Below are 25,844 nucleotides of genomic sequence, written 5' to 3' on the forward strand. Positions count from 1 at the left end.
AACAATCAACAGTCAACAGTCAACCGTCAACAATCAACAATTTTGAATTTTGAATTTTGAATTTTGAATTTTGACGTATGGTTTTAGCGTTACGTTTGCATCTATCTCTAGTGATTGTTGTCGGCACAGCTTTATTAAAGCATCATGCTTGGTATTGGCTGGCTGTATATGGTGCGATCGCTTGTCTGTGGTTGGCATTTTTACGCCCACCACTGCGTCAAATGGGAGGATTACTCGGTACAGAATTAATTTTCTTGTCTTTAGTCGCCTTACCCTTGGGTTGGGAACGAGCCAGTTTTCTGTTAGTTCGTTCTCTGGTTTGTCTCGTCGTCATGAATAGTTTTCTCTTAACTCTACCCCCTCACAGTTTTGGTATTGCGCTCAAAAGTTTACCTGTACCAACAGCTATCAAAGAAAATTTATTGCTAGCTGGGCAATACATCGAAATATTACTGTCGGAAGTCAAACGGATGCAGCGTAGCGCGCAATTACGAGGACTCAATGGTGTATCTGGCTGGTTACGCTACGCCAGTGTAGCGATGATTGGGAGTTTGTATATTCGCAGTTTGGAAAGGGCGGAACGTGTCTATGGTGCAATGGTGATTCGCGGTTATAACGGACAATTGCCCATAGATGCGACATTCCGAGCCAAAGAACGTTTTACTCTGCTGATGGCTTGGGCGATCGCTATCTGTTTTACCCTCAGTTCCTATTGGCACAATGCAGTCTTCATATAGAGTTGTGAATCTTGAAATCTTTAACTTCTCACCCCCACACATCTACCCGTCACCCCCACGCCGCAGTAGTTGAGGTGAAAAACTTAGTTTATGCTTATCCTCACCAAGCACCTGTATTACAAGATATTTCTTTTAGTTTAAATCCAGGCGATCGCGTGGCGTTAATGGGTGCAACTGGTTCTGGTAAAAGCACCTTGCTAGAAAATCTCATTGGTTTAAAACAGCCGCAATCAGGCAAAATTTTCATTAATGACATTCCCCTAGAAACCAAAACCTTACCCGAAATTCGGCGATACATTGGCTTTAGCTTTCAAGATGCTAACGACCAATTATTTATGCCCACCATCTTAGAAGATATTACCTTCGGGCCGCGTAATTACGGTGTACCAACCGCCATAGCCAGCGATCGCGCCCGTCAATTATTAGCAGATTTTGGTCTAGCAGCCTACGCCAATCGTTCCGCCCACGAATTATCCGGGGGACAAAGACGACTAGCCGCCCTCGCCGCTATTTTGGCACTCGAACCGACAATTTTGATTTTAGATGAGCCAACCACTGGACTAGACCCAGCATGGCGGCGACATCTGGCGCAAGTATTATTAAATTTACCAGTGCAAGTCATCTTAATTGCTTCCCATGAACTACATTGGTTGGGAAAAGTGACTCAACGGGCTTTGGTACTCTCTGGCGGTAGCATCGCCATTGACAGTGAAATTCAGCCACTTTTACAAGACGGGGACACTTTAGAACAGTTAGGTTTACCCATAGGTTGGTGATGATAGCGAATTGCAACCAGATAGACTACAGATTTATCCGCGTTTATCTGCGTTTATCTGCGTTCAATTATTTTTTATCTTCGCTGAATAAAACTATAAAACTTGTAGGCGTAAGCCTATGCGTGAATTGCCCACAGCCTGATAATCTCTTAACTGAGAGTTGAAATCTGGGAAATTTATGTACAACGCACCAGCTACCAGTACCGCCCAAGCAATTAAATTGTTAGTTGTCGATATAGATGGCACAATTTCGGGAGAGTCGAACACTGTTAGTCAAGCTGTCAAAGAAGCGATCGCCGCCGCCAAAGCTCAAGGTATTGCAGTGGCGATCGCCACTGGTAGAATGTATCGCTCGGCTTTACGCTTTCATCAAGAGTTAAATTGTACTCTGCCGTTAATGGCTTATCAGGGTGCGTGGATTCAAGACCCCGCTACTCAAAAAGTTTATCAACATTTAGCTGTATCTAGAGAAGTGGCTCACCAGCTACTAGATTATTTTGAACAGCCGACGCTGCGATCGCTGCTTTCTATCCATTTCTACATCAATGATCAGTTGTATGTGCGGGAAGTCACCCCGGAAACCCAAGCCTATGCTGTTCGTTCTGGCATTACACCCATTGCTGTCGGAGATTTACGCCAAACCCTCTCCTCTGCTCAACCCACAAAGATTTTAGCCCTTTGTGACGATACAACTATCATTCAAAATTTAATGGGGAATTTGCGCCGCCAGTACACCCCGGCGGAATTGTATATGACAACCTCCGTTGCTACTTTCTTAGAAGCTGCCAATCCGGTTGTCAATAAAGGTAATGCTGTCCGTTACTTGGCAGAAGAAATATTAGGCTTACAAAGTCACAATGTCATGACTATTGGGGATAACTTCAATGATGTAGAAATGCTGGAGTATGCCGGGGTTGGTGTAGCGATGGGAAATGCTCCAGAACAGGTGCAAGCGATCGCGGATTGGGTAGCTCCTAGTGTAGAACTTGATGGTGTAGCCACAGCCATCGAAAAATTTCTACTTTCTTAAATACCCGAAAATCAGAAAGAACACCGACGACTGGCCGTGTTTCGTCTCGGTGTTCTCGCTGGTTCGCTCCTCACACACCTGATAATATAGCCGAGGGTCATAAATCAGTCAAGACCTAGTTATAAAAGTTTTTATTGTCTGGCTCAGAAACACTACTGAACAAAGGTCAAAAGCTGTAAAACTCGATTTGGCGGGTATGATTGCAAAAGCAGAAACTAGAGTGAGCAAAACCCAGCACAGAATTTTCACTTCTGGCTAGAGTTATGCAATTAGCTGTATCTAAAGTTATAGTTCCACAGGTGCAACAGAACCCAATTTGTTGACTAACAAAAACCTGAAAACTAACTGAGTAATAATCAACAATCCCAGTCGCGCTTGGGTTAACTCTGGTAAAGAAGTTTTCACTTCCCCCCAAATGCGACACCGACACCAAAAATCCTCAAAAGCTTGACTCAAATCCAGCCCTACTTTTTCCCAGTTGATTTTATCCCCATTGTCAGGAAACTCTAACTCATCTACGGTTTTGACTAATTCCACAATTAAACTACTCTCCGCCGGATGATTCAGGCGAAGTTTAGCTTCATGATTCAGCCAAGGAATAGATTCTGTTGTCAGCAGACTTAAGAGTGGCTGATTATCGCTATAATCTGACGAAGGTGTTTTGAGTTGAATTAATCCTTCCCGGTGAGCCAGCCAAAGGAGCGAACAACAGCGTGCATGAGCATATTGTATAGCAAATAAGCGAGCAGGACTGTGAAGTTTTACACTTAGCTGCGTTCCTGGCGGTGAAGAGTAGAGGTAGCTTTTGCCAACTGCAAAACTTTGCAACCAAGTTGCTAAAAAAGAGTCACGTAATTCTAAATGAATCCAACCTGGAGGCACAATCCCCACAGACAAAGTTTCACCACAGATATCGCATAGGTGGCTAACAATGGCTTGAGCTATCTCCAAAGCGTCTTGATTATGAGATTTTGACAATCGTAGAGCCACCCCTGAAATATACAGAACTCGATGAATATCTCTACCTTGATGTAGAGGGATTTTTCCATCTTTTATCTGTAGGGTTTCCCTATGATGACTGTAAACATCAAGTGCCGTTAGTAAATAACCATATACTAACTGCTTAGGTGCAGTGTTTTTACTGAGAAATAAGTGATTATACACTTAGTTTAGATGAAAAGCACGGTTGCGGTAATTACTTGGGTATATGTCATCTAACATAGGATATAATATTACTCTAAAAGGAGAAAAATGAGACAAGCATAAAATTTCATAAATATTCGATGAATAATATGTAAACTTTACTACCAACATTGTACAGTAGGAAGTATAACAAATATAGTAGGGCGCAAATTGCTCTCTACTTTTTGGATGGCTGACGCTGTTAGGCGTTAAGCCTACTTCAAAAAAAACACAAAGACACTCCTTGCACCTTTTATGTCGTCTTTGTCTTCAGCCGAACGCTCTTTGTTACCTATGCAATCTCCATCTTCCTTTTCTGAGGCATCACGCCCTTTTCTCACCTGGCAACGCATTCTTGACTGGGCGCAAGAACACTATCGCTGCCGCACCTTTAGCAAAGATGAGCGCATCCCAGCCCGGCCTGGTTTGCTGTATTTGGTGCAGAGGGGTGCGATTCGCATGGTAGGAACCGCCCAGGTTAGTGCTACTGCGAGTCAGCTAACATCTCGACGCATCAACAGAACCCCCGAAGAAGCATTCTTGGGTTTTGTGGGAGCCGGACAGCCCTTTGAAATCGTGGCGCAGTCACCATTCACGCTGCAAGCTTATGCTCATGTTGATCAAACAGCCGTGCTATGGATGTACTGGCATGATTTAGACAACTGGCCTCATTTTCGTCGGGAAGTAATGGATGCCTTCAGATACCAGCACCAGCGTAAACTTTTGTGGCTCAGTGCTTTGGGTCAACGGCGTACAATTGACCGACTCTTAGGATTCCTCACTTTGTTAATTGAGGAATATGGAGAGCCAGCCATGAGCGAAACCGATCCCGATGTGATTCGTGGTTATTGTTTGCCTTTCCCCCTTACCCATGCTCAAATCGGTAGCGCGATTGGTTCAACTCGTGTCACCGTCACCCGTTTAATGGGTAAATTACGTCAACGTGGCTTAATTCTCACCCAAGGGGATAATTTGATTTGCTTGCCAGCAGAGTCAATTAATAGAGCCAGCTAAAGCATCATTGACTGTATTCAGCGCATCTACGGTGAGGAACTGCCACTCTGGCTATCAGCAATAGCAGAGTTCGGTGAGTTGTGATTGTCAAACTTAGGTAATCAGTTCCTACCCCCGATGAGTCAGCAGTAAGTCCGCGCCAGCAACACTTGCTTACTGCTCAGTTAAAAAAATCTGTTTGTCCACCACAAACAGATTATGCAATCGGGCAAATTTATCGCTAAAAGGCCTCAATGTTCAATTTGTGCCATTGATCAAGACATTTAGGGAGGACGAATCGTTCTTGGTATGGAGCAAGTAATAGCCCCTGCGTTCGCCCCAACGGCAAGGGCTAGATTGAACATTGAGACAATGCCTTTGGGGTTAGTAGCTAGTGAGTCATTAAGAAAGATATATTACTGCAACTTGTTTGATTAACCGCAGTATTTGCTTCTATGTGAGTTTTTGAGTCAAAAGCCTATAGTCAATAGTCGCTAGTTGTTCACTAATGACTAATGACTAATGACTAATGACTAATAACTAATAACCAATCACTAATCTTCTTCAGCAGAATTTGGTATGACTGCATCTAATGCACTTACCATTAATTTCTTCTGGGAAAATTTTAAGATTTCCTGATTCCAGTCAGGGGCAGCAAACTGGGGCAAGATTTCTTGACTAAAAGCCTCGGCGGCTTTAGAACGATAGCGGTTAGGATTAAATATCAGCCATAGTGTGCGCTTGACAACAACACCTTCAATGGGGGTGCAGTGCAGTACACCCATTTGTAATTCTTTGGCGATCGCGCTGGTGGAAACAAAAGCCGCACCTAACCCTGATTGCACAGCGTTTTTAATCGCTTCAATGGAATTGAGTTCCATTTCAATTTTAAACCGCCTAGTATCAAGACCACAGCGTGCTAATACCTGGTCAATGACCTTGCGAATTGTGGATTGGGAATCTAGGGCAATGAATTGTAATTTATATAGGTCTTCTTTTTGAATGGTGTCCTGTTTGGCGAAGGGATGGAATACAGGTAAAATCAGTGCCAGTTCATCTTCAGCGTAGGGAATAATTTCTAAAGATTCTGCCAATTCTGCGGGGATTTCACCGCCAATAATTGCCAAATCTACCTGACCATTAGCGACGCTCCAAGCAGTGCGTCGGGTAGAGTGGACGTGTAGTTGGACAGCAACATCGGGATATTTTTGGCGAAACATCCCGATCATTTTGGGCAGTAAATATGTACCAGTAGTTTGAGAAGCACCGACGATTAAAGTACCACCCTGAAGGTTTTGTAAATCCTCAATCGCTCGGCAAGTTTCTTGACACAAACTGAGGATTTTTTCACCGTAACTCAATAGTAGATGCCCTGCTTCGGTTAACTGTGCGCGTCGTCCGCCACGGTCGAATAAGGGTACATCCAATTGCCGTTCTAAATTCTGCACTTGCAAACTCACGGCAGGTTGGGAGACGTATAGACTATCAGCGGCGCGCTTGAAGCTCCCTTCTACGGCGATCGCTTTGAGAATACGTAACTGATCTAAAGTGAAAGGAAGGTCAGACATAATGGCTCAACCCACAAACTTTTGAAAGGAGCAGCTTTGGCAATCAATCAAGGTTTACAGCTAGAAGCTGTGCATGATTGGTTGCATCTTACACTTGGAGGCTTAACTCGAAAAAGACAGTATCACAACATCTTGATAAAAGTCCCCTCTGGAATACTTTGTGGTATTGGTTGTATATACTTAACTTTTCTTTAAATAACTTCACCTATGTTTATGATGCTTAATACTTGGTTAACTCCGAGTCATTTTGTCATGCTGGGGTTACTGTTAACGTTTGCGATCGCCCACAGTGGGGGAGCGGCTTTGCGACCTTGGGCAGAAAAGTACATCGGCCCCAGGGTGTATCGCATTGTGTTTGCATTAGTTAGTTTACCTTTGGCTGTCACACTAATTATTTACTTTTTTAATCACCGTTATGATGGCCTGCAACTTTGGCAGGTACAAGGTGTACCGGGAGTGAAAGCAATAGTTTGGGTGTTGTCAGCGATTTCATTTTTATTTTTGTATCCTGCCACCTTCAATCTACTAGAAATTGCGGCTATTCAAAAGCCCCAAGTGCATCTGTATGAGACAGGGATAATCCGAATTACCCGCCACCCCCAAATGGTGGGGCAAATAATTTGGTGTATCGCTCATACCCTGTGGTTAGGTACTAGCTTTACTTTGGTAACATCAATTGGGTTAGTATTGCATCATTTATTTGGAGTGTGGCACGGCGATCGCCGTTTGAGCGATCGTTATGGTGAAGCCTTTGCAATTGTCAAACAGCGCACCTCCATTATTCCCTTTTTAGCAATTATTGATGGTCGCCAATCTCTCAACTGGCAAGAATTTCTTCGTCCTGCTTACTTAGGTATTGGTATTTTTGTCGCACTGCTTTGGTGGGCGCATCCCTTTTTACTGGTAGCAACTAGCCGGGTAAGTTGGTAGTTTGCTCATGATCCCCAATCTCCAAAAAAAATACTAACAAGCGGGAAATTTCCTACTTATCAATTACTACCAAATCAATGTAGGATGAATGGAAACAGCTGTTAGTGGGGGTACGCTCATTAGTTGGAATATTTTTTTATAGTGGTAAGTTACTGAGCAATTGCCTCTGTGGGAGAGTATCAGGCACAGCATTCACAATAACCTCTCCCAGAGGTCTGCCAGGACTTAAAAAGCTAAAAAGCAGCCGTTAAAATGCTGCTGGCTTGTGTGTCAAAGCCAAAAGCAATTTTGAAACCTAACTGCTATAAAGCCTTTACTAGCTTGCTAACTTCTTCTGCTGATAGCTAGTTTGATAATAAAACCCTATAATTTTAGAGGCGTCATGGTGTTGTCGGTTAGTGAGCGGACATTTACTCAAGAAGTTTTAGAATCTCCAATTCCAGTTTTAGTCAACTTTGAAGCACCTTGGTGTGGTTTATGTCGGATTATCCACCCTTTGCTCCTGCAATTTCAAGCTGAATGCGGGGAGCAAATTAAATTAGTTGGGATTAACGCCGATGACAATTTTAAACTTTCTAACACTTATCGCCTAAAGTCTCTGCCTACCTTACTGTTGATTGAAAATGGTATGGTTCGGCATCGCTTAGAAGGTTTTCGTGGTCGAGATGACTTACGTTTAGCTTTGGAAGAAATTAAACTCACCTATAGTCATCGCCTCCCAACTTACCACAGCCCCAAGACCGCAGACCTAGAATGTCATTTAGCATGATTGGGGATTGGGGACAAATCAATTCAAAATTCAAAATTTAAAATTCAAAATTAAAGAATTTTGGGGAAAAATCTTCCCTGCTTCTCCGTCCCCCTGCCCCCTTGCTAGTGCCTAAATCTAAAACCAAGCTTAATTACCCCACCGAAATGTGATTGAGTGGGGTATTTTATCATCTAGGGTGTGTGTCACAATTATTAACAGTTCCGACCTGGACATTTGCTGGCGGCAATCACTGTACAGTAAAGTCCAAAGTTAGTCAAGAATCCTCAAAGTACGCGTCAGTGATGGAAATAATCTATCAATACGCCTGGCTGATTCCGGTATTGCCGCTTTTGGGGGCAATGCTAGTCGGCATAGGCTTAATTTCGTTAAATCAGACGACAAACCGCCTACGACAACTAAATGCAGCGTTGATCATTTCCCTGATGGGCGCAGCAATGGGTCTGTCGTTGGCCTTACTTTGGAGTCAACTCCAAGGACACGCAACCTATCTCCGCACCCTGGAATGGGCAGCAGCCGGGAATTTCCACCTGAGCATGGGCTATACTATCGACAATCTCACCGCCTTAATGCTGGTGATTGTGACTACAGTAGCCTTCTTAGTTATGGTTTATACCGATGGCTACATGGCTCATGACCCAGGATACGTGAGATTTTACGCCTATCTCAGCTTATTTGGCTCATCCATGTTGGGTCTAGTTGTTAGCCCCAACCTTGTGCAGATTTACATATTCTGGGAACTGGTGGGGATGTGTTCTTACTTGCTGGTCGGCTTTTGGTACGATCGCAAGTCAGCCGCCGATGCTTGTCAAAAAGCATTTGTGACCAACCGCGTGGGTGACTTTGGGTTACTGCTGGGCATTCTGGGGCTATTTTGGGCTACAGGCAGCTTCGATTTCACTATTATGGGCGATCGCCTAGGGGAACTGGTACAAACAGGCTCACTGAGCAATTTCCTGGCAATTCTGTTTGCAATTTTAGTTTTCCTCGGCCCCGTCGCCAAGTCCGCCCAATTTCCCCTTCATGTCTGGCTACCAGACGCGATGGAAGGCCCCACTCCAATTTCTGCCTTAATCCACGCCGCAACAATGGTAGCAGCAGGTGTATTCCTAGTTGCCCGGATGTACCCGGTGTTTGAACACGTCCCCGCCGCGATGAACGTCATCGCCTTTACGGGAGCATTCACAGCATTTCTAGGGGCTACTATTGCCATTACCCAAAACGACATCAAAAAGGGTTTGGCTTACTCCACCATCTCCCAATTAGGCTACATGGTGATGGCAATGGGTGTAGGTGCTTACAGTGCTGGTTTATTCCACCTGATGACTCACGCCTATTTCAAAGCGATGCTGTTCTTGGGTTCTGGTTCGGTGATTCACGGCATGGAAGCAGTTGTTGGTCATGACCCAGCCTTGGCGCAGGATATGCGCTTAATGGGCGGACTGCGGAAGTATATGCCCCTAACCGGACTCACCTTTTTGATTGGCTGTTTGGCAATTTCTGGGATTCCTCCCTTTGCTGGCTTCTGGTCAAAAGACGAAATTCTGGGGGCAGCTTATGCCGCTAACCCCTTGTTATGGTTTATTGGCTGGATGACAGCCGGGATTACTGCTTTTTATATGTTTAGAATGTATTTCTCGACATTTGAAGGCAAATTCCGGGGTAATGACGAGAAAATCAAAAACCTACTCAAAAAAGCTGCTGCTGATATGCCTCTAGAATTAGGTGCTGCTGCGCCTAATTTTGGGCCTGGGGCGATGAAAAAAGGAGAACTGGCAGCAAAAGCGGATCATCATGATTCCCACGGTCATCACAGTGATTCTCCCCATGAATCTCCTTGGACGATGGTCTTACCCTTGCTAGTGTTGGCTATACCTTCAATTTTGATTGGTTTGGTAGGTACACCTTACAACAATTACTTTGAACGGTTTATCTTTTCTCCTACAGAAAGCCTCACCGAAATTCTCGAAAAAGCAGCCGAGTTTGACCCCCATGAGTTTTACATCATGGCGGGTGGTTCAGTGGGTATTTCCTTAATTGGGATTACCTTGGCTTCTTTGATGTATTTGCAGCGTGTAATTGACCCAGCTGCGATCGCTGCTAAAATTAAGCCACTCTACGAACTATCCCTGAACAAGTGGTACTTCGATGACATTTACCATCGTGTGTTTGTCCTGGGTTTACGCCGCTTGGCTAGACAAGTGATGGAAGTAGACTTCCGAGTGGTGGATGGTGCTGTTAACCTGACAGGCTTTTTCACCCTTGTCAGTGGTGAAGGTTTGAAATACCTAGAAAATGGTCGCGCTCAATTTTATGCCTTGATCATCTTTGGGGCTGTTTTGGGCTTGGTGATTTTCTTTGGTGTCACCTGATTTTCATAGGGGTGGGCGTTTGTCTGCCCCTAAGTTTTGTCAGAGTCTCAATTAGACTCTTTTGTTTTGGTTAATACTTCAATAATTCACAATTCAAGCTTTAGTAAAATTTTAGTTCCGCAGCTTTTTCAAGTCAGATTTTTAACTTTAGTTAACAGAAACATTAAATTAATTTGAAATTTTAAATTACGTTTTGTAACAGGTATTTGACCTCGCCACAAAACCCGCCGCTTATAGAAAAAGAGGACTTAAAACTCCTCATCGAAAATACCAATTTGATTAAATCAACCTAACAATAACTGCCAAATCGTCAAAAAGCTGTTAGTTAATAACTAGAGGCTTTTTGACAAACATGATTTTGATAGTAGACAAATTGTGATGAATACAGCTAATTTTCCGTGGCTGACGACGATTATTTTATTACCAATAGCCGCGTCGCTACTGACTCCCATCATTCCCGATAAGGACGGTAAAACCATCCGTTGGTACGCCCTGATCGTCGGTTTAATTGACTTCGCCCTGATTGTTTACGCATTTTATACCCAATACGACTTCAACAATCCAAACTTGCAACTGGTGGAAAGTTACCCTTGGGTTCCACAGTTGGATTTGAATTGGTCTGTGGGGGCTGATGGCTTGTCTATGCCCCTAATTATTTTGACTGGATTCATCACCACATTAGCAACTTTAGCAGCTTGGCCTGTGACCCTGAAGCCAAGGCTATTTTACTTTTTGCTATTGGCGATGTATGGCGGTCAAATAGCCGTATTCGCCGTCCAGGATATGCTGCTGTTTTTCCTGGTGTGGGAATTGGAATTGATTCCGGTTTACCTGCTGCTGGCAATTTGGGGCGGTAAAAAGCGGCAATACGCAGCGACCAAGTTTATTTTGTACACTGCTGGCGGTTCGCTGTTTATTTTGGTGGCAGCGTTGACAATGGCCTTTTATGGCGATAATGTCACCTTTGATATGCGATCGCTCGCTCTCAAAGATTACGCCCTGAATTTCCAATTGTTGCTGTATGCTGGCTTCCTCATTGCCTACGCCGTTAAACTGCCCATCATTCCCCTACATACTTGGCTACCAGATGCCCACGGTGAAGCTACAGCCCCAGTACACATGTTACTGGCTGGGATTCTCCTAAAAATGGGTGGTTACGCCCTAATTCGCATGAATGCTGGGATACTGCCTGATGCCCATGCTTATTTTGCCCCAGTGTTGGTAATTCTGGGGGTAGTGAACATCATCTATGCTGCCTTAACATCCTTTGCCCAACGCAACCTCAAACGCAAAATTGCTTACTCCTCAATTTCTCACATGGGGTTTGTGGTTATTGGCTTCGCTTCCTTTACCGATTTAGGTTTGAGTGGCGCAGTCTTGCAAATGGTGTCTCATGGCTTAATTGGGGCGAGTTTGTTCTTCCTTGTCGGTGCAACTTATGACCGGACACACACCCTGATGTTAGATGAAATGGGTGGTGTCGGTAAACGGATGCAGAAGATTTTCGCCATGTTTACCACTTGTTCGATGGCTTCCTTAGCATTACCCGGAATGAGTGGTTTCGTAGCCGAGTTAATGATATTTGTCGGTTTTGCTACTAGCGATGCTTACAGCCCTACATTTAAAGTCATCGTAGTATTTTTGATGGCAGTTGGCGTGATTTTAACTCCAATTTACTTGCTATCCATGTTGCGGGAAATTTTCTACGGTCAAGAAAACGAAGAATTAGTTTCTCACCAAGCTTTAATTGATGCTGAACCCCGCGAAGTTTTCATCATTGCTTGTTTGTTAGTGCCAATTATTGGTATTGGTTTCTATCCCAAGTTACTCACTCAGATGTACGACTCTACAACAGTACAACTAACAGCTAGGTTGCGTGATTCTGTCCCCACATTAGCACAGCAAAAACAAGAAACAGCACAAGTTTCTTTGAATGCACCAGCAATTAGTGATTAATTGGGATTTGATGGCTGCAATTGAGATTTCTTTAAGAGTGGGTGGGAAACCTGCTCTTTTTTTGGGTTTAGTCATTAGTCATTAGTCATTAGTTATTCTCCCCCTGCCTCCCCTGCCTCCCCTGCTTCCCCTGCTTCCCCTGCTCCCTTACTTCAAAGACCATAGCGCGTTATAGTTTAGATGCAGTGTTGATCAAAGCTATGCGCTAGCGACCAGAATGCACACATTAGATTATTTTATCTGGGCAAATTTCTCTATCTAAGACTAGAACCAGAGAAAACCTCTCATGTTAAACTACAACTCGTTACTCTGTTTACCATCTTCCGAAGAGCTGCCGAACTCTGAGGATACACCCGTGGATAATGAAATACAATATTTAATTCCGAGTTTACTAAAAGCTTCTTTGGCTTTAGTTTGGTTAGAGCGATGGGATTGGTATTTTGGTGTAAATATGGGTATTTATTATGACCCAAAAAAGCCAGCGATCGTCCCTGATGGATTTTTGAGTGTAGGTGTCAAACGTTTTATCGATGGCGATTTGCGTCTCAGTTATGTACTCTGGGAAGAAGAAAATCCGCCAATTCTAGCTCTAGAGGTAACTTCTCACAAACCTCTGGGCGAATACAGTCACAAAAAAGATATCTACGCTGAATTAGGAGTTTTGTATTATGTTGTGTACAATCCTTTCCGGCGCAAAAAGTCGCCTTTGGAAGTCTATCGTCTAGAAGATGGCGAATATTACCTGATGTCAGGAAATCCGATTTGGCTACCAGAACTTGGTTTAGGAATTGGTAGAGAACGAGGACTTTACCAAGGAGTAGCCAGAGAATGGCTTTACTGGTATGACGAGCAAAAACGCCGATTCCTGACACCGGAAGAACGGATAATGGAAGCAGAAGAACAGGCTAATATGGCGCAACAGCGTCGTTTAGAAGCTGAACATAGAGTACAAAGGCTGGAAGACAGGTTAAAGGCGTTAGGTTATGAGCCGGAAACTATAGTTTGAGATTAGGCGCAATACGGTGTCAAATCTTCAAGTTTTGACTGATGTTTAACCTCACGTTAAGTTTTATTTTTCTTGGCGTGAGGTTTAATTTATATATGTTAATTAATTTGATAGTTTGGGAATTATATCTATATTTTAATTTTAAGTCGATTGCGATCGCGCTATCATCTGTCTGATACAGAAATGTTAAATTTTATCGATTACCTCAAGCTACAACTCACCCATAGTTATCAAACTTAGCCGTTATCTATCAGCTGCGTAGCTGAGACACTCTAAAATTTCGTATCACGTAGAAGTATCACAAACTAGCATTAAAAATCTGTTGTGCAGTTAAATTTAAATCAGGGAAAGTTGCAGATTGAATACGGCTGTCACCTCTAAATTTACTCACACTATACTCCCCTTCTTCTAAACAGCAAACCAAAATAGTAGGCTGTTTAGGATTACCTATAAACTCCCTAACTCCTAATCCTGCATAATCCACAATCCAGTATTCAGGAATTGCCATCTGTACCCTTCGGGAAGGGCTTCGCCCAACATAATCAGCATATTTTTTCAGATAATCATCACGCCAATTTGTACTTACGACTTCAACAATTAACGGGATTGATATTCCTTGAGTAACAGTAGATTCCTTTTTCCACAAAGGTTCATTTATTAAATTGGGGCGATTCAACAACAGTATATCTGGCGAGTAAGCTGATTCATATTCAGGTGGTTTGACTAATGCTGTTTTGGGTATGAAGTAGGGGAGATTTAAACGGATACATTCTCTAGTAATTTCAAAGGCTAAAAATCCAATTACTTCTTCATGATCTCCTGTTGGTTGTGGCATTTCGACGACTACCCCATCATGGAGTTCATAACGTTTCCCTGTTTCATCTGGATATATGGCAACAAATTCATCAAATTTAATCAACTTGCGTAGGGCTTGAGTCATGGCTTATAGCAATTTGTAATTCGTAATTAAGAAAGTCAGATTCAATCTAGTTTTTCAGGTTAAAATCTTTGCCAAGCATTTTTACAAGACTGCGCTTTATAATTTTAGCTTTCATGGGAGTGCGATGAGCTTAGTCCGCCCGTAAGCACTCGCGAAACCCATAGTTGATTCTGTATGATCAGGTCATAGAAATTTATATTGTGGTAACAACACTACATGAACTCAAAGACTGATTTATTAACACGTATTACCCAAACTTCTGGTCAATGTGGAGGTCGTCCCTGTATTCGTGGTATGAGAATTCGGGTGAGCGACATTTTAGAAATGTTAGCGGAGAATGTCAGCATTTCTGAGATTTTAGAAGATTTTCCCGACCTCGAACCAGAAGATATTCAAGCCTGTTTATTGTTTGCTGCACGCCGAACTGATTTCCCCCGACTGACAGCATGAACATTTGGATTGATGCTCAGTTACCTCCTACATTAGCAAGCTGGCTCAATGAAACCTTTGAGGTAGAGCTACTGCACTACGAGAGCTTGGATTACGAGATGCTAAAGATGTTGAGATTTTTGATGCAGCACGAGCTAGTGATGCGGTCATTATGACCAAAGATAGCGACTTTGTGGACTTGGTTTGTCGCTTGGGAACACCACCGCAAATTATCTGGCTTACTTGTGGTAATGTAACAAATCGTAACTTGCGGCGAATAATGGCGATCGCTTTTCCTGATTTCTACAACAGCTACGCCAAGGAGAAGCCATTGTAGAAATCAGCAGTCGTTGATGATTGTAGTGCAGGAGTAATGAGTGCGATCGCTCATCTACTGTACTGTATTGAAGATGCGATAGCCGTTCACTTAGCGTCTCGCTCCAGAAGGCTTAAGCGAAGCTTATCGCCTACGGCGGAGCGTAAGCCCATTGCACTAAACATTTTGAGATTGCATCACTCACTAAATACTTAGCTTTATCAAAGTTTTACACATTTCTCCTTAATAAATGTTTATTTACCTGTTTTACGGGGAACAATTACATATAAGGATATCCCTGTTTAGTCAGGACAAGTTGTAATTAGGTATTTATATAAGCAAATCAGATTTGGGAGTATTTCATGATTCCAATCATTTTGGGTGCTGCTGCTTTAGCTAGTGCTGCTATTGGAGCAGTCAAAGGTGTTGAAGGCGTTAGCAACATGAATCAGGCTAAGGAAATTGGCGAACGCGCTCAAAAGCGTCATGATCAGGCTGTCAGGCAATTAAAAACCGAATGGGAAGCAACTAACAAACTGGCAGAAGAGTATGGTCAACTGCAACTTGATATTATGATGCGTACAATTGGACGCTTTGTTGACTTTATTGAACGCAACATGGGTAAAGGGAAACAAAGTCAAAAGGAATTTTTAGAGGGGTTGGATGGAATTTCAGTTCAACAGATTAAGGAATATAAAACTGCCGTCTTAGAAGCTGAACAGTTTTTCAAAGGTGGTGCTAAGGCAATTGGCGCGGCGGCGGCTGGTTATGGTGGTGCAATGAGTCTTGCTACCTCTGTAGGAGTTGCTAGTACCGGAGCCGCTATTTCAGGACTCAGTGGAGCAGCAGCTTGGAATGCAACTCTAGCATGGCTAGGTGGTGGCTCATTAGCTGCTGGTGGTGGTGGTATGGCTCTTGGTTCTATTGTTTTGGGTGGTATTACTGTTGGCCCTGCTGTCCTAATAGGAGGTTTTGTATTGGCTGGTGAAGGAGAAAAAGCGTTAACAAAGGCGCGAGAGTACGAAGCTGAAGTCAACATTGCAATTGCTAAAATTCAAGCTGCCAAAGACTTCATGCAACAAGTACAACGACGAATTAAAGAGTTAAGGGATTTGGTTAACTCTCTTAACAACTGTGCTGTTCTAGGTTTGAATGAACTTGAATCTTTACCATCATTTAATAAAAACAGAGATGCTAGTAAATTCCAACAGGTAGGGCTTTTAGTAACAGCACTAGCAGAAATTATGAAAACCCCTGTTCTAGATAGTGAAGGACAGCTGAATCCTGTTACTGCGACTATCCAAGCTAAGTATCGTACTCTTGGAGGCAATTAGGAATGTCAGCAAAGAAACTTACTACAGCAGTAGTTAAGGAATTTACCAATCCTGCTGAATACTTGCAGCAAATGGTATCAGCTTACACTGATTACTTAACAATTGCTGAACAAGAACAGACAAAGCGTAGAGAAATTGAAGCTTGGGAAAAAGAAACAATTACCAAACTTAACGCCCAGCGAGACTTGCTGATAGCTTATCTTGATAGGTCTTTTGATGAACGTGCAGACAATTTTCGCGCTTTATTTGCTGTCGTTGATAGTGCGATCGCATCTGGTAATAATGAGCAGTTAGCTCTTGCTTTAAATTCAATCACAGAAATAGCTAAATCTAGTCCATTTAAAGACTTCGCAAATTTAGCTTCTGTCCGTGCTGCCCTAAATGATCCTAACCACGAATGGACATTTTAATTTTGTAACTCTATTAAAACTAATTGTACATCGATTTTGTAGAGATGCCTACAATGAATTGCATCTCTACACTTTCTTGTTTATTTGTTAATTCGCTCCAATTCCTCACGTAACACTCGCCGTAACGTTTCTGCCAATGGTTCACGCTGTTGCTGAATATACTCACGCAACGCATCGTTAATCAATGTTTGGTAATTTCCCCCGCCTGCTAGGTGAACTTGCTCACGAAACCATGCTAATATTTCATCATCTAGAGAAATTGTAATTCGAGTTTTCCCCGGTGTTGTTGGCTCAATCGCTCCTCGCTTTCCTTGGCTAAAATCATACTCAGTTTCCATAACTAAAAATCTTCATCATCAACGAAAAATTCCGCGTCTTCTTCCAAGCGAGAATTACTAGAATTTCCCAGACCCCAAAGAGGTTGTAAAATAGCGACACCAATCAACCCTACACCAGCACTGAACGCCAGCACTAAACCCACTGGTATTTGAATTGATTGGAAGGTTAAGAATTTTAACGATACAGGTGTGGCATTCTGCACGGAAATAACCGCGATCGCCACTACCCAAACCGCTACAATCAAAGATATCAACAAATTAGCCAAGCTTTTCATAAAAAAATCAAACCACAGATAGATGCAGATGTACACAGATAGTCTCAGTATTCATCTGCGTACATCTGCGGTCTAAGCTCCTATCCTAACTTAGAAATCGCACTTTCCATTTCTTGGGCAAGTTGGCTAAGTTTCTCAGGTGAATTGGTTTCTAAGTAAACGCGCACCAATGGCTCAGTACCAGAAGGACGCAACAATACCCAGCTACCTTCTTCTAAATACAGCTTAATTCCGTCCTTACGTCCAACTTCCTTAACTTTAATCCCGGCTACCTCTGAAGGCGGATTTTTGGTATAGGAATCAATCACAGCATTTTTATGTGATTCTGTCAAGTGTAAGTCCAGACGCTTGTTATATAGCGGGCCGTCAGCTTCGGCGATCGCTTCTTTGACTAATTGACTCAAAGGTTTGCCTTCGTAGGCGATCGCCTCCGCTATGAGCATATCAGCTAAAACGCCGTCTTTTTCGGGAATATGTCCAATTACACTTAAACCGCCTGATTCTTCACCCCCAATCAGCACGGCAGTTTCCCGCATTTTTTCACCAATGTATTTAAAGCCGACTGGTGTCTCATAAATTGGCAAGCCGTATTTAGCGGCAAAGTTATCCAGTAGGTGAGTTGTCGCCACTGTGCGGACTATCGCGCCGCTTTTACCTTTGTTTTTGATTAAATGTCTAGCTAACACTAACAGCACAGTGTTAGGGGTGAGAACATTGCCTAATTCATCCACGATCCCAAAGCGATCGCTATCGCCATCAGTCGCCAAGCCCAAATCTGCATGATCTCGGCGCACAGCTTCCACTAATTCTACAAGCTGTTCTCCCTTGGGTTCTGGCATTCCACCACCAAACAGCACATCGCGCCAAGTGTGAAATGTTTCTAATTGTGTACCACTTTGTTCCAACACTTCATCTAAATAGCCACGGGATGTAGAATATAACGCATCATACTTGACTTTTAGCTGTGCGCTCTTAATTCGTTCCACATCCAGCAATGTATAGATAAATTGGAGATAGTCTGGTTTGGGATCGAAAATAGAAATTGAACCGGATGGTTTGCCACTGGGCAACTCATCTGATGCAGTTTCTATATTTGCCACAATAGTATCAGTAATTTCTGGAGTGGCAGGCCCGGCATAGTCAGGGATATATTTAATCCCACAGTAAGGTGCTGGATTATGACTAGCAGTAAACATCAAAGCCCCAGCCGAATTCAGGTGACGGGCGTTATAAGCGATTACTGGTGTAGGGCAATCCCGATCAGTAACTTTAACATTCCAACCTAAATCAGCTAACACCTGGGCGGCTGTCTGGGCAAACTGATCAGCTAAAAACCGCGTATCGTAAGCAATCAGAACTGGTCTATCTTTACTGTAGGCTGTTTCCAAGTAACTTGCGATCGCTCTTGTGACTTTCCGCACGTTGGGAAAAGTAAAGTCATCGGCGATAATTCCTCGCCATCCATCAGTCCCAAATTTTATCTTGCTGGAATTGCTACCGCTCATGTTTGCCACTCTCTCCCATATTTTGTGAACTCTATTAGGAAGCTTCCCGCAAAGCGTGCGTAGCTGCAAGCATCCTCCACCGTATTTTTTCTCACTGCTATTGAGCAATGTCAACCCCCGAAAGACTTTTTGTTAGTTATCACCTCTGGTCTTTAGTAGCCCCAGCTAAAGGACAAGAACGCTGGCACTGTCAAATGAGGCGGGGGTTTATCAAAGCACGTCAACACGAACCACAAGTCAAAGCATTATTGAATCAGGCTACCGCACCTCAGCGAATCGGGATACTCGCCCAAAAAGGCATTTATGAATTTCATCATAATGGACATTTGTTAACTAGATCCGACGGAGTAGAACAAGTTGCCAAATTACTCAAATTGAGTCACACGGCTTTACAAGTGCAACAGCGAGTGTTACAAATTTTGAAAAAATATTATGAAGCTCCCTTACTTTTAGGTAAACGGATTCTGCAATTAACTCGTGGTGATGAAGGTTTTCCTAAACCGATTTTGATTGAAAAAGATAATTATCGCTTCCGGTTATATGCCGCAATGGACTGCGTTTTTATAGATTCAGATGCTCAAACTTTACATATTGTAGATTTTAAAACAGGTAAATCTAATTTCGATATCAGACAAGCATTAGTGTATTTATTAGCTGCTAGTTATCTTTACCCTGGTAGGCAAGCTGTCGCCTCATTTTATAATCTAGAATTTTGTCACGAATCAGAATTAATTCGGTTGAAAAATAGCGAATTAGAAGCTTTGAAATTTGAGTTAGTTAATATTGCCAAAAAACACCAACAAGATTTACAAGACTACCAAGAATCAATTAAGAGTTTTCCGGAAATATTTCCGCCTAACCCTGGTTATCACTGTCGTTATTGTCCATTTAAATCTATATGTGAGTTTTCTGCTTATTCATCTCAACCACATCACCATACAGGAGAAATAAAAGCTAAAAACTCTAAGTAAGTTCGTAGTCAGGACTTTAGTCCTTCTTTTAGGACTAAAGTAGGGGCGGGTTCACCGATATCCTTGTTAATAATTGATGATATCTGTCAACCCGCCCCTACTACAAACCTTACCTATTAACTTTTTTCCTAGATGTAGAGACGTTATACATAACATCTCTACATTATTTACAGCAAATCTCCGCTAAATAAACCCCAGTGTAGAGACGTTGCATGCAACGTCTCTACAAGGTTTTGAAATTTACTTTTGTGGTTCATGTACCTGAAAATTGCTGTATTTGATGCAGCCTTACATAAAATTGGGATTACATCTTACCGCGCTGCATCACTTCTTGTAGGTGATGACGAATTTCTTGAGCTTGCTCAATTTCCGACTGGCGTAATTTTTGGAATAACTCTACACAAGGTTGGGAATTAACAGCTTTTGCATCTTCTATGTAAGTCTCATAAGCTCTCACCGCTTCCGCCTTATTCTGTAGCACTGTGAGAAAGTCATATTCTAAGTTGCTGATAGGTTCTTGAGAATGTCCGTTACCTTTAGTCATTATTTTACTCTCCGGTTAGGCTGTTAATTAATTTCTACTCATGTTTACGGAGTTATTCATCCACCTAAAAGGGTAGGAAAAAGTACAAACATTGCTGAGGCGATGAGCGTAGCTTGCTTTTAGCAAGCAGGTATATCAGGAGATTTAGTCAGAATAAATAAACTATCATCTCCACCGCGTCCAATTCTCAAGGTTTCGTCTAAATAAGTAATATCAAGAGTAGCAATTCTCCCTTGAGGATTATTAGCTGGTACAACCTTAAATGGGTTGAGTTTGGGTGTATCAATATTAAGAATCTTTTCTATTGATAGGTAGCGTTTGTCAAAATAGACATTGATACGTTTATCAGGTACAGGTGATGACTCGTCTGTGGCTGGTTCAAAAGTAGCTGTCACTCTCACGTATCCCGATACTAACCCCAAAGGATGTTTGACAAAAGCTAAATTGAAAAATTTTTTATTAGTGACATCAATCACTTGGTAAACTTTACCTACTTGCAATCCCAAGGGTAAAGAATCTAAAGCTCGAATTTCTCTAGCGGTGGAGTATTGCAGTAACCAAGCTCCATCCAGTAAAGATGTAGCAGATAAAAGAGGATGAGGATTAGGATTGTAGTTTTCTAATTCTGTGGTTAGTTGTTCAATTTCTGCGGCTATAGTTTTATCTAGTTGTAAGTTGGTGACAGGAGAGCCATTTTTATGCTTGAGGATTTTCTCAAGTTGCGTTTGTAATTTTTCTTTTAGTATCAGTCGATTATTCAAGGTTTGAATATCTCCCTTCATATAGCCTATTAATTTTATCTGTTAGGATGATCGCGATCGCCACTCCTTTCTCTCTAGATGTACCACAACCGCAAAACCGCACTAAAATAAAATACGCACCTTGCATTTTCCCAGGAGTATCCAGTTGTGCAAGCGGACTTGATAGGGTTGGAAATTAGCAAGGGTGAACTACGACGCTTAACTGGGGTGTCTCCCGATCAAGTTTTGCGCCCCGCAACGATCGCCAACCGCCAACAGCGATTAAAATTTTGGCAAAGTGAGATTTCGCTATCACTGCTGATTGCTACCGTGATTGTTGGCTTAGTTTATGGCTTAATTATTTTGCCATTCATCGGTTCAGCAATTCCATTGGGAATTCTACTGTTAATCATAGTATTTATTCTAGTCTTATTGGGGCGATCGCTCTGGCGAAGTGTCCACAGTCCCAAATCCCTGAAACAGCTTTTAGATGCTCTAGATCAATATCACGCCTTGATTGTAGCTGTCGATGTGAATGACCAGTTAGCCGTGTCTGGCGAACTCGATGATAGTCTCAATAATAGAGATCAAGTCCTGACAGCCTTGCAACTACTACGAGAAGATTTAGTCCGCGCTTTCAAAACAGAGCGACTTTTGCGGGATAATAAAAAACTGCTTACCCATGACCAAGATTTATCTGTCAATAATTTAACCAGTATCCAAACTTTACAAGCCAACTCTCAGGCTAGTGAATATAGTCTACTGTTAAATCAAGTATTGCAGATTGCTTTGGATGTGCAAGCACAAGTCAGAAAACTACAATCTTCCCGTTAACTTCCATGAGCAACAAACCAAAAATAATCGTCTTAGATGATGATCCTACCGGTTCTCAAACAGTCCATAGCTGTTTGCTGCTAATGCGTTGGGATGTGGATACTTTACGCTTGGGGTTACGGGATGATTCGCCGATTTTCTTCGTACTCACAAATACCAGATCCCTACCGCCAGAGTCAGCCGCAGCTGTCACCAAAGAAGTTTGTCAAAATTTAAAGGTAGCTTTAGCGGCTGAAGGTGTGACTGATTTTTTAGTTGTCAGCCGTTCTGATTCTACCTTACGGGGACATTATCCGATTGAAACCGATGCGATCGCTGACGAACTCGGTGCATTCGATGCTCATTTCCTCGTACCAGCTTTTTTTGAAGGCGGACGCATCACCCGCGATAGTGTACATTACCTAATTATTGACGGTGTACCTACCCCAGTTCATGAAACTGAATTTGCGCGTGATTCAGTCTTCGGCTACCATCACAGCTACTTACCCAAGTATGTAGAAGAAAAAACCCAAGCACGCATTCCAGAGTCAGCAGTAGAAAGATTCTTACTGGCTGATATTCGTCAGGGAAGTTTAGCGCGCTTACTGCAACTCACAGGTAATCAGTGTTGTGTTGTCGATGGCGAAACGCAAGCGGATCTCAATCGCTTTGCTGTAGACTTATTAACCGCCGCCAGTCAAGGGAAACGCTTTTTATTTCGCAGTGCAGCCAGTATCTTAACAGCTTTAGCCGCCTTACCTCCCCAACCAATTGCGGCGGAAAATATGGCTGAGTATGTACGTCAAGGTAAACCAGGTGCAGTCATCGTTGGTTCCCATGTGAAAAAGACGACGCAGCAACTTCAAGCTTTGTTACAAGTGGAGGGAACAGAGGGAATTGAAGTGGAGGTAGCCAGATTACTTGACGCACAGCCGGATACACCTGCTAAACTGCTCACCGAGATTGTAGAAAAAGTTCATGCTGTACACAACGCTGGTAAAACTCCAGTAGTGTACACTAGCCGTCAAGAACTAACATTTACTGATGTCAAAACTCGTTTACAGTTTGGTATTCAAGTTTCCGCTTTATTAATGGATATTGTGCGCGGTTTACCTGCTGATATCGGATTTCTCATCAGTAAGGGTGGGATTACTTCCAATGATGTGTTAAGCACTGGTTTAACATTAACTTCAGCCCGTTTACTCGGTCAAATTTTAGCCGGTTGTTCGATGGTAATCACACCGTCAGATCATCCCCAATTCCCTGACTTGCCAGTGGTGCTGTTTCCCGGTAACGTGGGTGATGCTAATGCCTTGGCGACAATTTACCAAAGATTAACTAAAAATACTTAGGTGAAAAGGTTGTGGAATTTTGCATCTAGTTTAAGATTGATTAAACCAATTTTCCCCAAAACAGCTACAGATGGTGATACCGTTTCTTGATGAAGTTGCGCTTGAGTCTTAACTGTAGAGATGTTACATATAACTTCTCTTAGGTATAGATTTGACGCAACCTCACATAAAATTGGTATGACCTTGAAAACTCAGGGACAATCTCACAAGTCTGGAGCTTGTTTACCGTCAGGTGGGAAAAGTTGGCAAGTACCAGGTGTATACCTTTGATTTTGGCTAAAGCTGCATGAGTTCTGATTCTGCTATCCCCAATTTAGAGTCAAATGCTGCATTGCCTGATGCAGATGTTGATTTAGATATTAATGATCAAAAGTCAAATTCTGTTCATGAAGAAGAATCTAACTCGATCATTCCCGATACCGAGTTAAATTCTGTGTTGAATTTTCTCAAGTCTAATTCTGACAGCTTAAAAGAACAGTCAGCCGCTACTGATGTAGAACTAGCCGCCACCAGCCAAGATTTCAATACAATTTCTCTGTTGTCAGATATAGATGCTGAATCTGGTTTATTGACTGTTGATGCCAGTGACTCAGCAGCGAAAAATAACGTCCAAGTGCAATTGAAACACCAGGATGGGCGTATACTGATAGTTTTACCTACAGAATTACAATTACCCGCCTCAGAATTTGCTTGGTCTGAGATTTGGCAACAGTTACAATTTCGATTGATGGCGGGCGATCGCCTACGTGTACCAAATACACCAGTGCATCTGATCGCACATGACCGGCTGTTGGATGTCAGACAACTACAAGAACTGGCGGAAAGCTTGAACCAGATGCAACTGCATTTGCAATCTGTGGCCAGCAGTCGCCGACAAACAGCGATCGCGGCTGTCACCTGCGGCTATTCTGTAGAACAACTACAACCAGCAACTACCCTGTCTTCTGAACCCAAAGGAACGCCGACAGCCCAAGCCGATGCTTTATATCTAGAAATGACGGTACGTTCTGGCGTAGAAATTCGTCATCCTGGTACGGTAATTTTATTAGGAGATATCAATCCAGGTGGTATTGTAGTGGCAGATGGCGACATCTTAGTTTGGGGTCGTCTGCGTGGTGTGGCTCATGCAGGTGCGGCGGGTAATCGTGAGTGTTTAATTATGGCACTGCAAATGGAACCCACCCAACTGCGAATCGCTGACGCTGTAGCTAGGTCTCCAGAAACATTACCGACGCAATTTTTACCCGAAGTGGCACATATTACGCCCCAAGGAATTCGCATCGTCAGAACTACTGAAATGTCTAGAAACTTTTTAAGTAGGATCAATCAAGCCCCATAAATACATTTAATATATTTCTTTCACCCTAATCCAGCACACTCTGATCATGACTCGCATTATTGTAATTACCTCCGGTAAAGGAGGTGTGGGTAAAACTACAGTTTCGGCAAATCTGGGCATGGCTATAGCTAAAATGGGTCGTCAAGTTGCCCTAGTAGATGCGGATTTTGGTTTGCGGAATTTGGATTTGCTACTAGGGTTAGAAAACCGCATTGTGTATACGGCGGTGGAAGTGTTAGCTAGAGAATGCCGATTAGAACAAGCTTTAGTTAAAGATAAGCGTCAACCCAACCTAGTATTATTACCAGCCGCTCAAAACCGCACTAAAGATGCTGTCACACCAGAACAGATGAAGTTATTGGTGAATGCACTGGCGCAAAAGTATCAATATGTGATTTTGGATAGCCCGGCGGGGATTGAAAATGGCTTTAAAAATGCGATCGCTCCCGCGAAAGAAGCCCTCATTGTCACCACTCCCGAAATATCCGCCGTGCGTGATGCTGACCGAGTAGTGGGGTTATTAGAAGCACAAGGCATTAAACGGGTACATTTAATCATTAACCGCATCAGACCAGCAATGGTACGGGCTAATGATATGATGTCTGTTCAAGATGTACAGGAACTTTTAGCCATCCCTTTGATTGGGGTAATCCCCGATGATGAGCGTGTCATTGTTTCTACCAATCGCGGCGAACCTTTAGTTTTAGGTGACAATCCCTGTCTAGCTTCCATAGCCTTTGAGAATATTGCTCGGAGACTGGAAGGAGAAAGCGTCGATTTTCTCGATCTGGACGCACCCCATGAAAACATCTTTACTCGCCTGCGCCGATTATTACGCAGTAAAATTGTTTAATTAATTTTCCAGTCTCCGCACCCTACCTGCAATGTTGCTCGAACTCATAGACAAGCTGTTTTCCCGGACTCCTGATAGTAGTCGTTCTCAAGTCAAACGTCGTCTGCAATTGGTAATTGCTCACGATCGCGCTGACTTAGATCCTCAAACTTTAGAAAAAATGCGGCAAGAAATTTTAGAAATAGTCTGCCGCTATGTAGAAGTGGAAACCGACGGACTCGAATTTTCTCTAGAAAGCAATCAACGCACCACAGCTTTAATTGCTAACTTACCCATCCGTCGGGTGAAAGAAGCTATCGCTGAATTAGAAAACAATGAAACCTCTCAGTAGATTTTCGAGTGCAGAATTTTGCTCAACTATTAATG

Annotated in this window: 27 protein-coding genes; 19 read left to right on the forward strand and 8 right to left on the reverse strand. The window is 42.8% G+C overall.

The window, feature by feature from the left end; genetic code table 11:
* Positions 1 to 77 precede the first annotated feature (77 nt).
* From A3775_RS07055 to A3775_RS07065, 3 genes are all read left to right on the forward strand, one after another.
* Positions 78 to 737 carry an energy-coupling factor transporter transmembrane protein EcfT gene (locus A3775_RS07055; protein WP_066378095.1) on the forward strand — a complete coding sequence of 220 codons (660 nt, stop codon included), beginning with the start codon at positions 78 to 80 and terminating at the stop codon, positions 735 to 737.
* Positions 738 to 748: 11 nt separating this feature from the next.
* The gene (locus A3775_RS07060) at positions 749 to 1,513 is read left to right on the forward strand and encodes an energy-coupling factor ABC transporter ATP-binding protein (protein ID WP_066378093.1); all 765 of its coding nucleotides are present in this window, start codon (positions 749 to 751) and stop codon (positions 1,511 to 1,513) included.
* A 178-nt stretch (positions 1,514 to 1,691) separates the two neighbouring features.
* On the forward strand, positions 1,692 to 2,543 hold the full coding sequence (locus tag A3775_RS07065; protein ID WP_066378091.1) for a Cof-type HAD-IIB family hydrolase: 852 nt from the start codon (positions 1,692 to 1,694) through the stop codon (positions 2,541 to 2,543).
* A 285-nt stretch (positions 2,544 to 2,828) separates the two neighbouring features.
* Here the strand turns inward: A3775_RS07065 and A3775_RS07070 are convergent, their stop codons facing one another.
* Positions 2,829 to 3,707 carry a glutamate acetyltransferase gene (locus tag A3775_RS07070; RefSeq protein ID WP_066378082.1) on the reverse strand — a complete coding sequence of 293 codons (879 nt, stop codon included), beginning with the start codon at positions 3,705 to 3,707 and terminating at the stop codon, positions 2,829 to 2,831.
* A gap of 273 nt (positions 3,708 to 3,980) precedes the next feature.
* Here A3775_RS07070 and A3775_RS07075 point away from each other — a divergent pair, with 273 nt between their 5' ends.
* The gene (locus tag A3775_RS07075; RefSeq protein WP_015137174.1) at positions 3,981 to 4,739 is read left to right on the forward strand and encodes a Crp/Fnr family transcriptional regulator; all 759 of its coding nucleotides are present in this window, start codon (positions 3,981 to 3,983) and stop codon (positions 4,737 to 4,739) included.
* Between the two features lie 533 nt (positions 4,740 to 5,272).
* On the opposite strand, the gene A3775_RS07080 is transcribed toward A3775_RS07075, so the two are convergent.
* Positions 5,273 to 6,286: a LysR family transcriptional regulator gene (locus A3775_RS07080; RefSeq protein ID WP_066378079.1), complete on the reverse strand. Its 1,014-nt coding sequence runs from the start codon at positions 6,284 to 6,286 to the stop codon at positions 5,273 to 5,275.
* 213 nt (positions 6,287 to 6,499) lie between these two features.
* Here A3775_RS07080 and A3775_RS07085 point away from each other — a divergent pair, with 213 nt between their 5' ends.
* The 5 genes from A3775_RS07085 (at position 6,500) to A3775_RS07105 (ending at position 13,319) form a co-directional block, all read left to right on the forward strand.
* Entirely contained in the window at positions 6,500 to 7,216 is a 717-nt protein-coding gene (locus A3775_RS07085; protein WP_082803692.1) for an NnrU family protein, read from the forward strand.
* A gap of 382 nt (positions 7,217 to 7,598) precedes the next feature.
* On the forward strand, positions 7,599 to 7,985 hold the full coding sequence (locus A3775_RS07090; RefSeq protein ID WP_066378076.1) for a co-chaperone YbbN: 387 nt from the start codon (positions 7,599 to 7,601) through the stop codon (positions 7,983 to 7,985).
* Positions 7,986 to 8,269: 284 nt separating this feature from the next.
* A complete protein-coding gene (locus A3775_RS07095; RefSeq protein WP_066378073.1) occupies positions 8,270 to 10,357 on the forward strand; it encodes an NAD(P)H-quinone oxidoreductase subunit 5 in 2,088 nt (695 codons plus the stop codon).
* Positions 10,358 to 10,735: 378 nt separating this feature from the next.
* Positions 10,736 to 12,313, forward strand: coding sequence for a photosynthetic/respiratory NAD(P)H-quinone oxidoreductase subunit D1 (gene ndhD1 / locus A3775_RS07100; RefSeq protein ID WP_066378071.1), 1,578 nt, complete (start codon positions 10,736 to 10,738; stop codon positions 12,311 to 12,313).
* A 286-nt stretch (positions 12,314 to 12,599) separates the two neighbouring features.
* Positions 12,600 to 13,319 carry a Uma2 family endonuclease gene (locus A3775_RS07105; protein ID WP_066378070.1) on the forward strand — a complete coding sequence of 240 codons (720 nt, stop codon included), beginning with the start codon at positions 12,600 to 12,602 and terminating at the stop codon, positions 13,317 to 13,319.
* A gap of 298 nt (positions 13,320 to 13,617) precedes the next feature.
* Here A3775_RS07105 and A3775_RS07110 read toward each other — a convergent pair whose 3' ends face one another.
* Positions 13,618 to 14,259 (reverse strand): Uma2 family endonuclease, encoded by a 642-nt coding sequence (locus tag A3775_RS07110; protein WP_066378069.1) that lies wholly within the window; start codon positions 14,257 to 14,259, stop codon positions 13,618 to 13,620.
* A 216-nt stretch (positions 14,260 to 14,475) separates the two neighbouring features.
* On the opposite strand from A3775_RS07110, the gene A3775_RS07115 reads away from it, so the two are divergent.
* The 4 genes from A3775_RS07115 to A3775_RS24965 all read left to right on the forward strand — a co-directional run bounded on the left by A3775_RS07115 (position 14,476) and on the right by A3775_RS24965 (position 16,748).
* The gene (locus tag A3775_RS07115; RefSeq protein ID WP_066378065.1) at positions 14,476 to 14,709 is read left to right on the forward strand and encodes a DUF433 domain-containing protein; all 234 of its coding nucleotides are present in this window, start codon (positions 14,476 to 14,478) and stop codon (positions 14,707 to 14,709) included.
* A gap of 115 nt (positions 14,710 to 14,824) precedes the next feature.
* On the forward strand, positions 14,825 to 15,025 hold the full coding sequence (locus tag A3775_RS24960; protein ID WP_231866968.1) for a DUF5615 family PIN-like protein: 201 nt from the start codon (positions 14,825 to 14,827) through the stop codon (positions 15,023 to 15,025).
* 341 nt (positions 15,026 to 15,366) lie between these two features.
* Positions 15,367 to 16,338: a hypothetical protein gene (locus A3775_RS07125; protein ID WP_066424353.1), complete on the forward strand. Its 972-nt coding sequence runs from the start codon at positions 15,367 to 15,369 to the stop codon at positions 16,336 to 16,338.
* Positions 16,339 to 16,340: 2 nt separating this feature from the next.
* On the forward strand, positions 16,341 to 16,748 hold the full coding sequence (locus tag A3775_RS24965) for a hypothetical protein (RefSeq protein WP_066424354.1): 408 nt from the start codon (positions 16,341 to 16,343) through the stop codon (positions 16,746 to 16,748).
* An 80-nt stretch (positions 16,749 to 16,828) separates the two neighbouring features.
* On the opposite strand, the gene A3775_RS07135 is transcribed toward A3775_RS24965, so the two are convergent.
* The 3 genes from A3775_RS07135 to A3775_RS07145 form a co-directional block, all read right to left on the reverse strand.
* Positions 16,829 to 17,086 (reverse strand): BrnA antitoxin family protein, encoded by a 258-nt coding sequence (locus A3775_RS07135; RefSeq protein WP_066424356.1) that lies wholly within the window; start codon positions 17,084 to 17,086, stop codon positions 16,829 to 16,831.
* A 2-nt stretch (positions 17,087 to 17,088) separates the two neighbouring features.
* Positions 17,089 to 17,361: a LapA family protein gene (locus tag A3775_RS07140; protein WP_066378058.1), complete on the reverse strand. Its 273-nt coding sequence runs from the start codon at positions 17,359 to 17,361 to the stop codon at positions 17,089 to 17,091.
* Positions 17,362 to 17,441: 80 nt separating this feature from the next.
* Positions 17,442 to 18,866, reverse strand: coding sequence for a phosphoglucomutase/phosphomannomutase family protein (locus tag A3775_RS07145; protein WP_066424357.1), 1,425 nt, complete (start codon positions 18,864 to 18,866; stop codon positions 17,442 to 17,444).
* A gap of 107 nt (positions 18,867 to 18,973) precedes the next feature.
* Here A3775_RS07145 and A3775_RS07150 point away from each other — a divergent pair, with 107 nt between their 5' ends.
* Positions 18,974 to 19,837 carry a PD-(D/E)XK nuclease family protein gene (locus tag A3775_RS07150; RefSeq protein ID WP_066378054.1) on the forward strand — a complete coding sequence of 288 codons (864 nt, stop codon included), beginning with the start codon at positions 18,974 to 18,976 and terminating at the stop codon, positions 19,835 to 19,837.
* Between the two features lie 304 nt (positions 19,838 to 20,141).
* Here the strand turns inward: A3775_RS07150 and A3775_RS07155 are convergent, their stop codons facing one another.
* Together A3775_RS07155 and A3775_RS07160 are read right to left on the reverse strand one after the other, a co-directional pair.
* Entirely contained in the window at positions 20,142 to 20,381 is a 240-nt protein-coding gene (locus A3775_RS07155; RefSeq protein WP_066378052.1) for a hypothetical protein, read from the reverse strand.
* Between the two features lie 119 nt (positions 20,382 to 20,500).
* A complete protein-coding gene (locus tag A3775_RS07160) occupies positions 20,501 to 21,163 on the reverse strand; it encodes a PAP/fibrillin family protein (RefSeq protein WP_082803693.1) in 663 nt (220 codons plus the stop codon).
* 126 nt (positions 21,164 to 21,289) lie between these two features.
* Between A3775_RS07160 and A3775_RS07165 the strand changes: the two genes are divergently transcribed.
* The 5 genes from A3775_RS07165 to minE all read left to right on the forward strand — a co-directional run bounded on the left by A3775_RS07165 (position 21,290) and on the right by minE (position 25,809).
* A complete protein-coding gene (locus A3775_RS07165; protein WP_066378050.1) occupies positions 21,290 to 21,955 on the forward strand; it encodes a hypothetical protein in 666 nt (221 codons plus the stop codon).
* A 5-nt stretch (positions 21,956 to 21,960) separates the two neighbouring features.
* Positions 21,961 to 23,286, forward strand: a complete 1,326-nt coding sequence (locus tag A3775_RS07170) for a four-carbon acid sugar kinase family protein (protein ID WP_066378047.1) — start codon at positions 21,961 to 21,963, stop codon at positions 23,284 to 23,286.
* Positions 23,287 to 23,572: 286 nt separating this feature from the next.
* Positions 23,573 to 24,625, forward strand: a complete 1,053-nt coding sequence (gene minC, locus A3775_RS07175; protein ID WP_066424358.1) for a septum site-determining protein MinC — start codon at positions 23,573 to 23,575, stop codon at positions 24,623 to 24,625.
* A 46-nt stretch (positions 24,626 to 24,671) separates the two neighbouring features.
* Positions 24,672 to 25,478 carry a septum site-determining protein MinD gene (gene minD / locus A3775_RS07180; protein ID WP_066378042.1) on the forward strand — a complete coding sequence of 269 codons (807 nt, stop codon included), beginning with the start codon at positions 24,672 to 24,674 and terminating at the stop codon, positions 25,476 to 25,478.
* Between the two features lie 31 nt (positions 25,479 to 25,509).
* Complete coding sequence (gene minE, locus A3775_RS07185) at positions 25,510 to 25,809, forward strand: cell division topological specificity factor MinE (protein ID WP_066378040.1); 300 nt, start codon at positions 25,510 to 25,512, stop codon at positions 25,807 to 25,809.
* Positions 25,810 to 25,844: the final 35 nt, after the last annotated feature.

It is taken from the genome of Anabaena sp. 4-3 (assembly GCF_001597745.1).
GTDB lineage: Bacteria > Cyanobacteriota > Cyanobacteriia > Cyanobacteriales > Nostocaceae > Trichormus.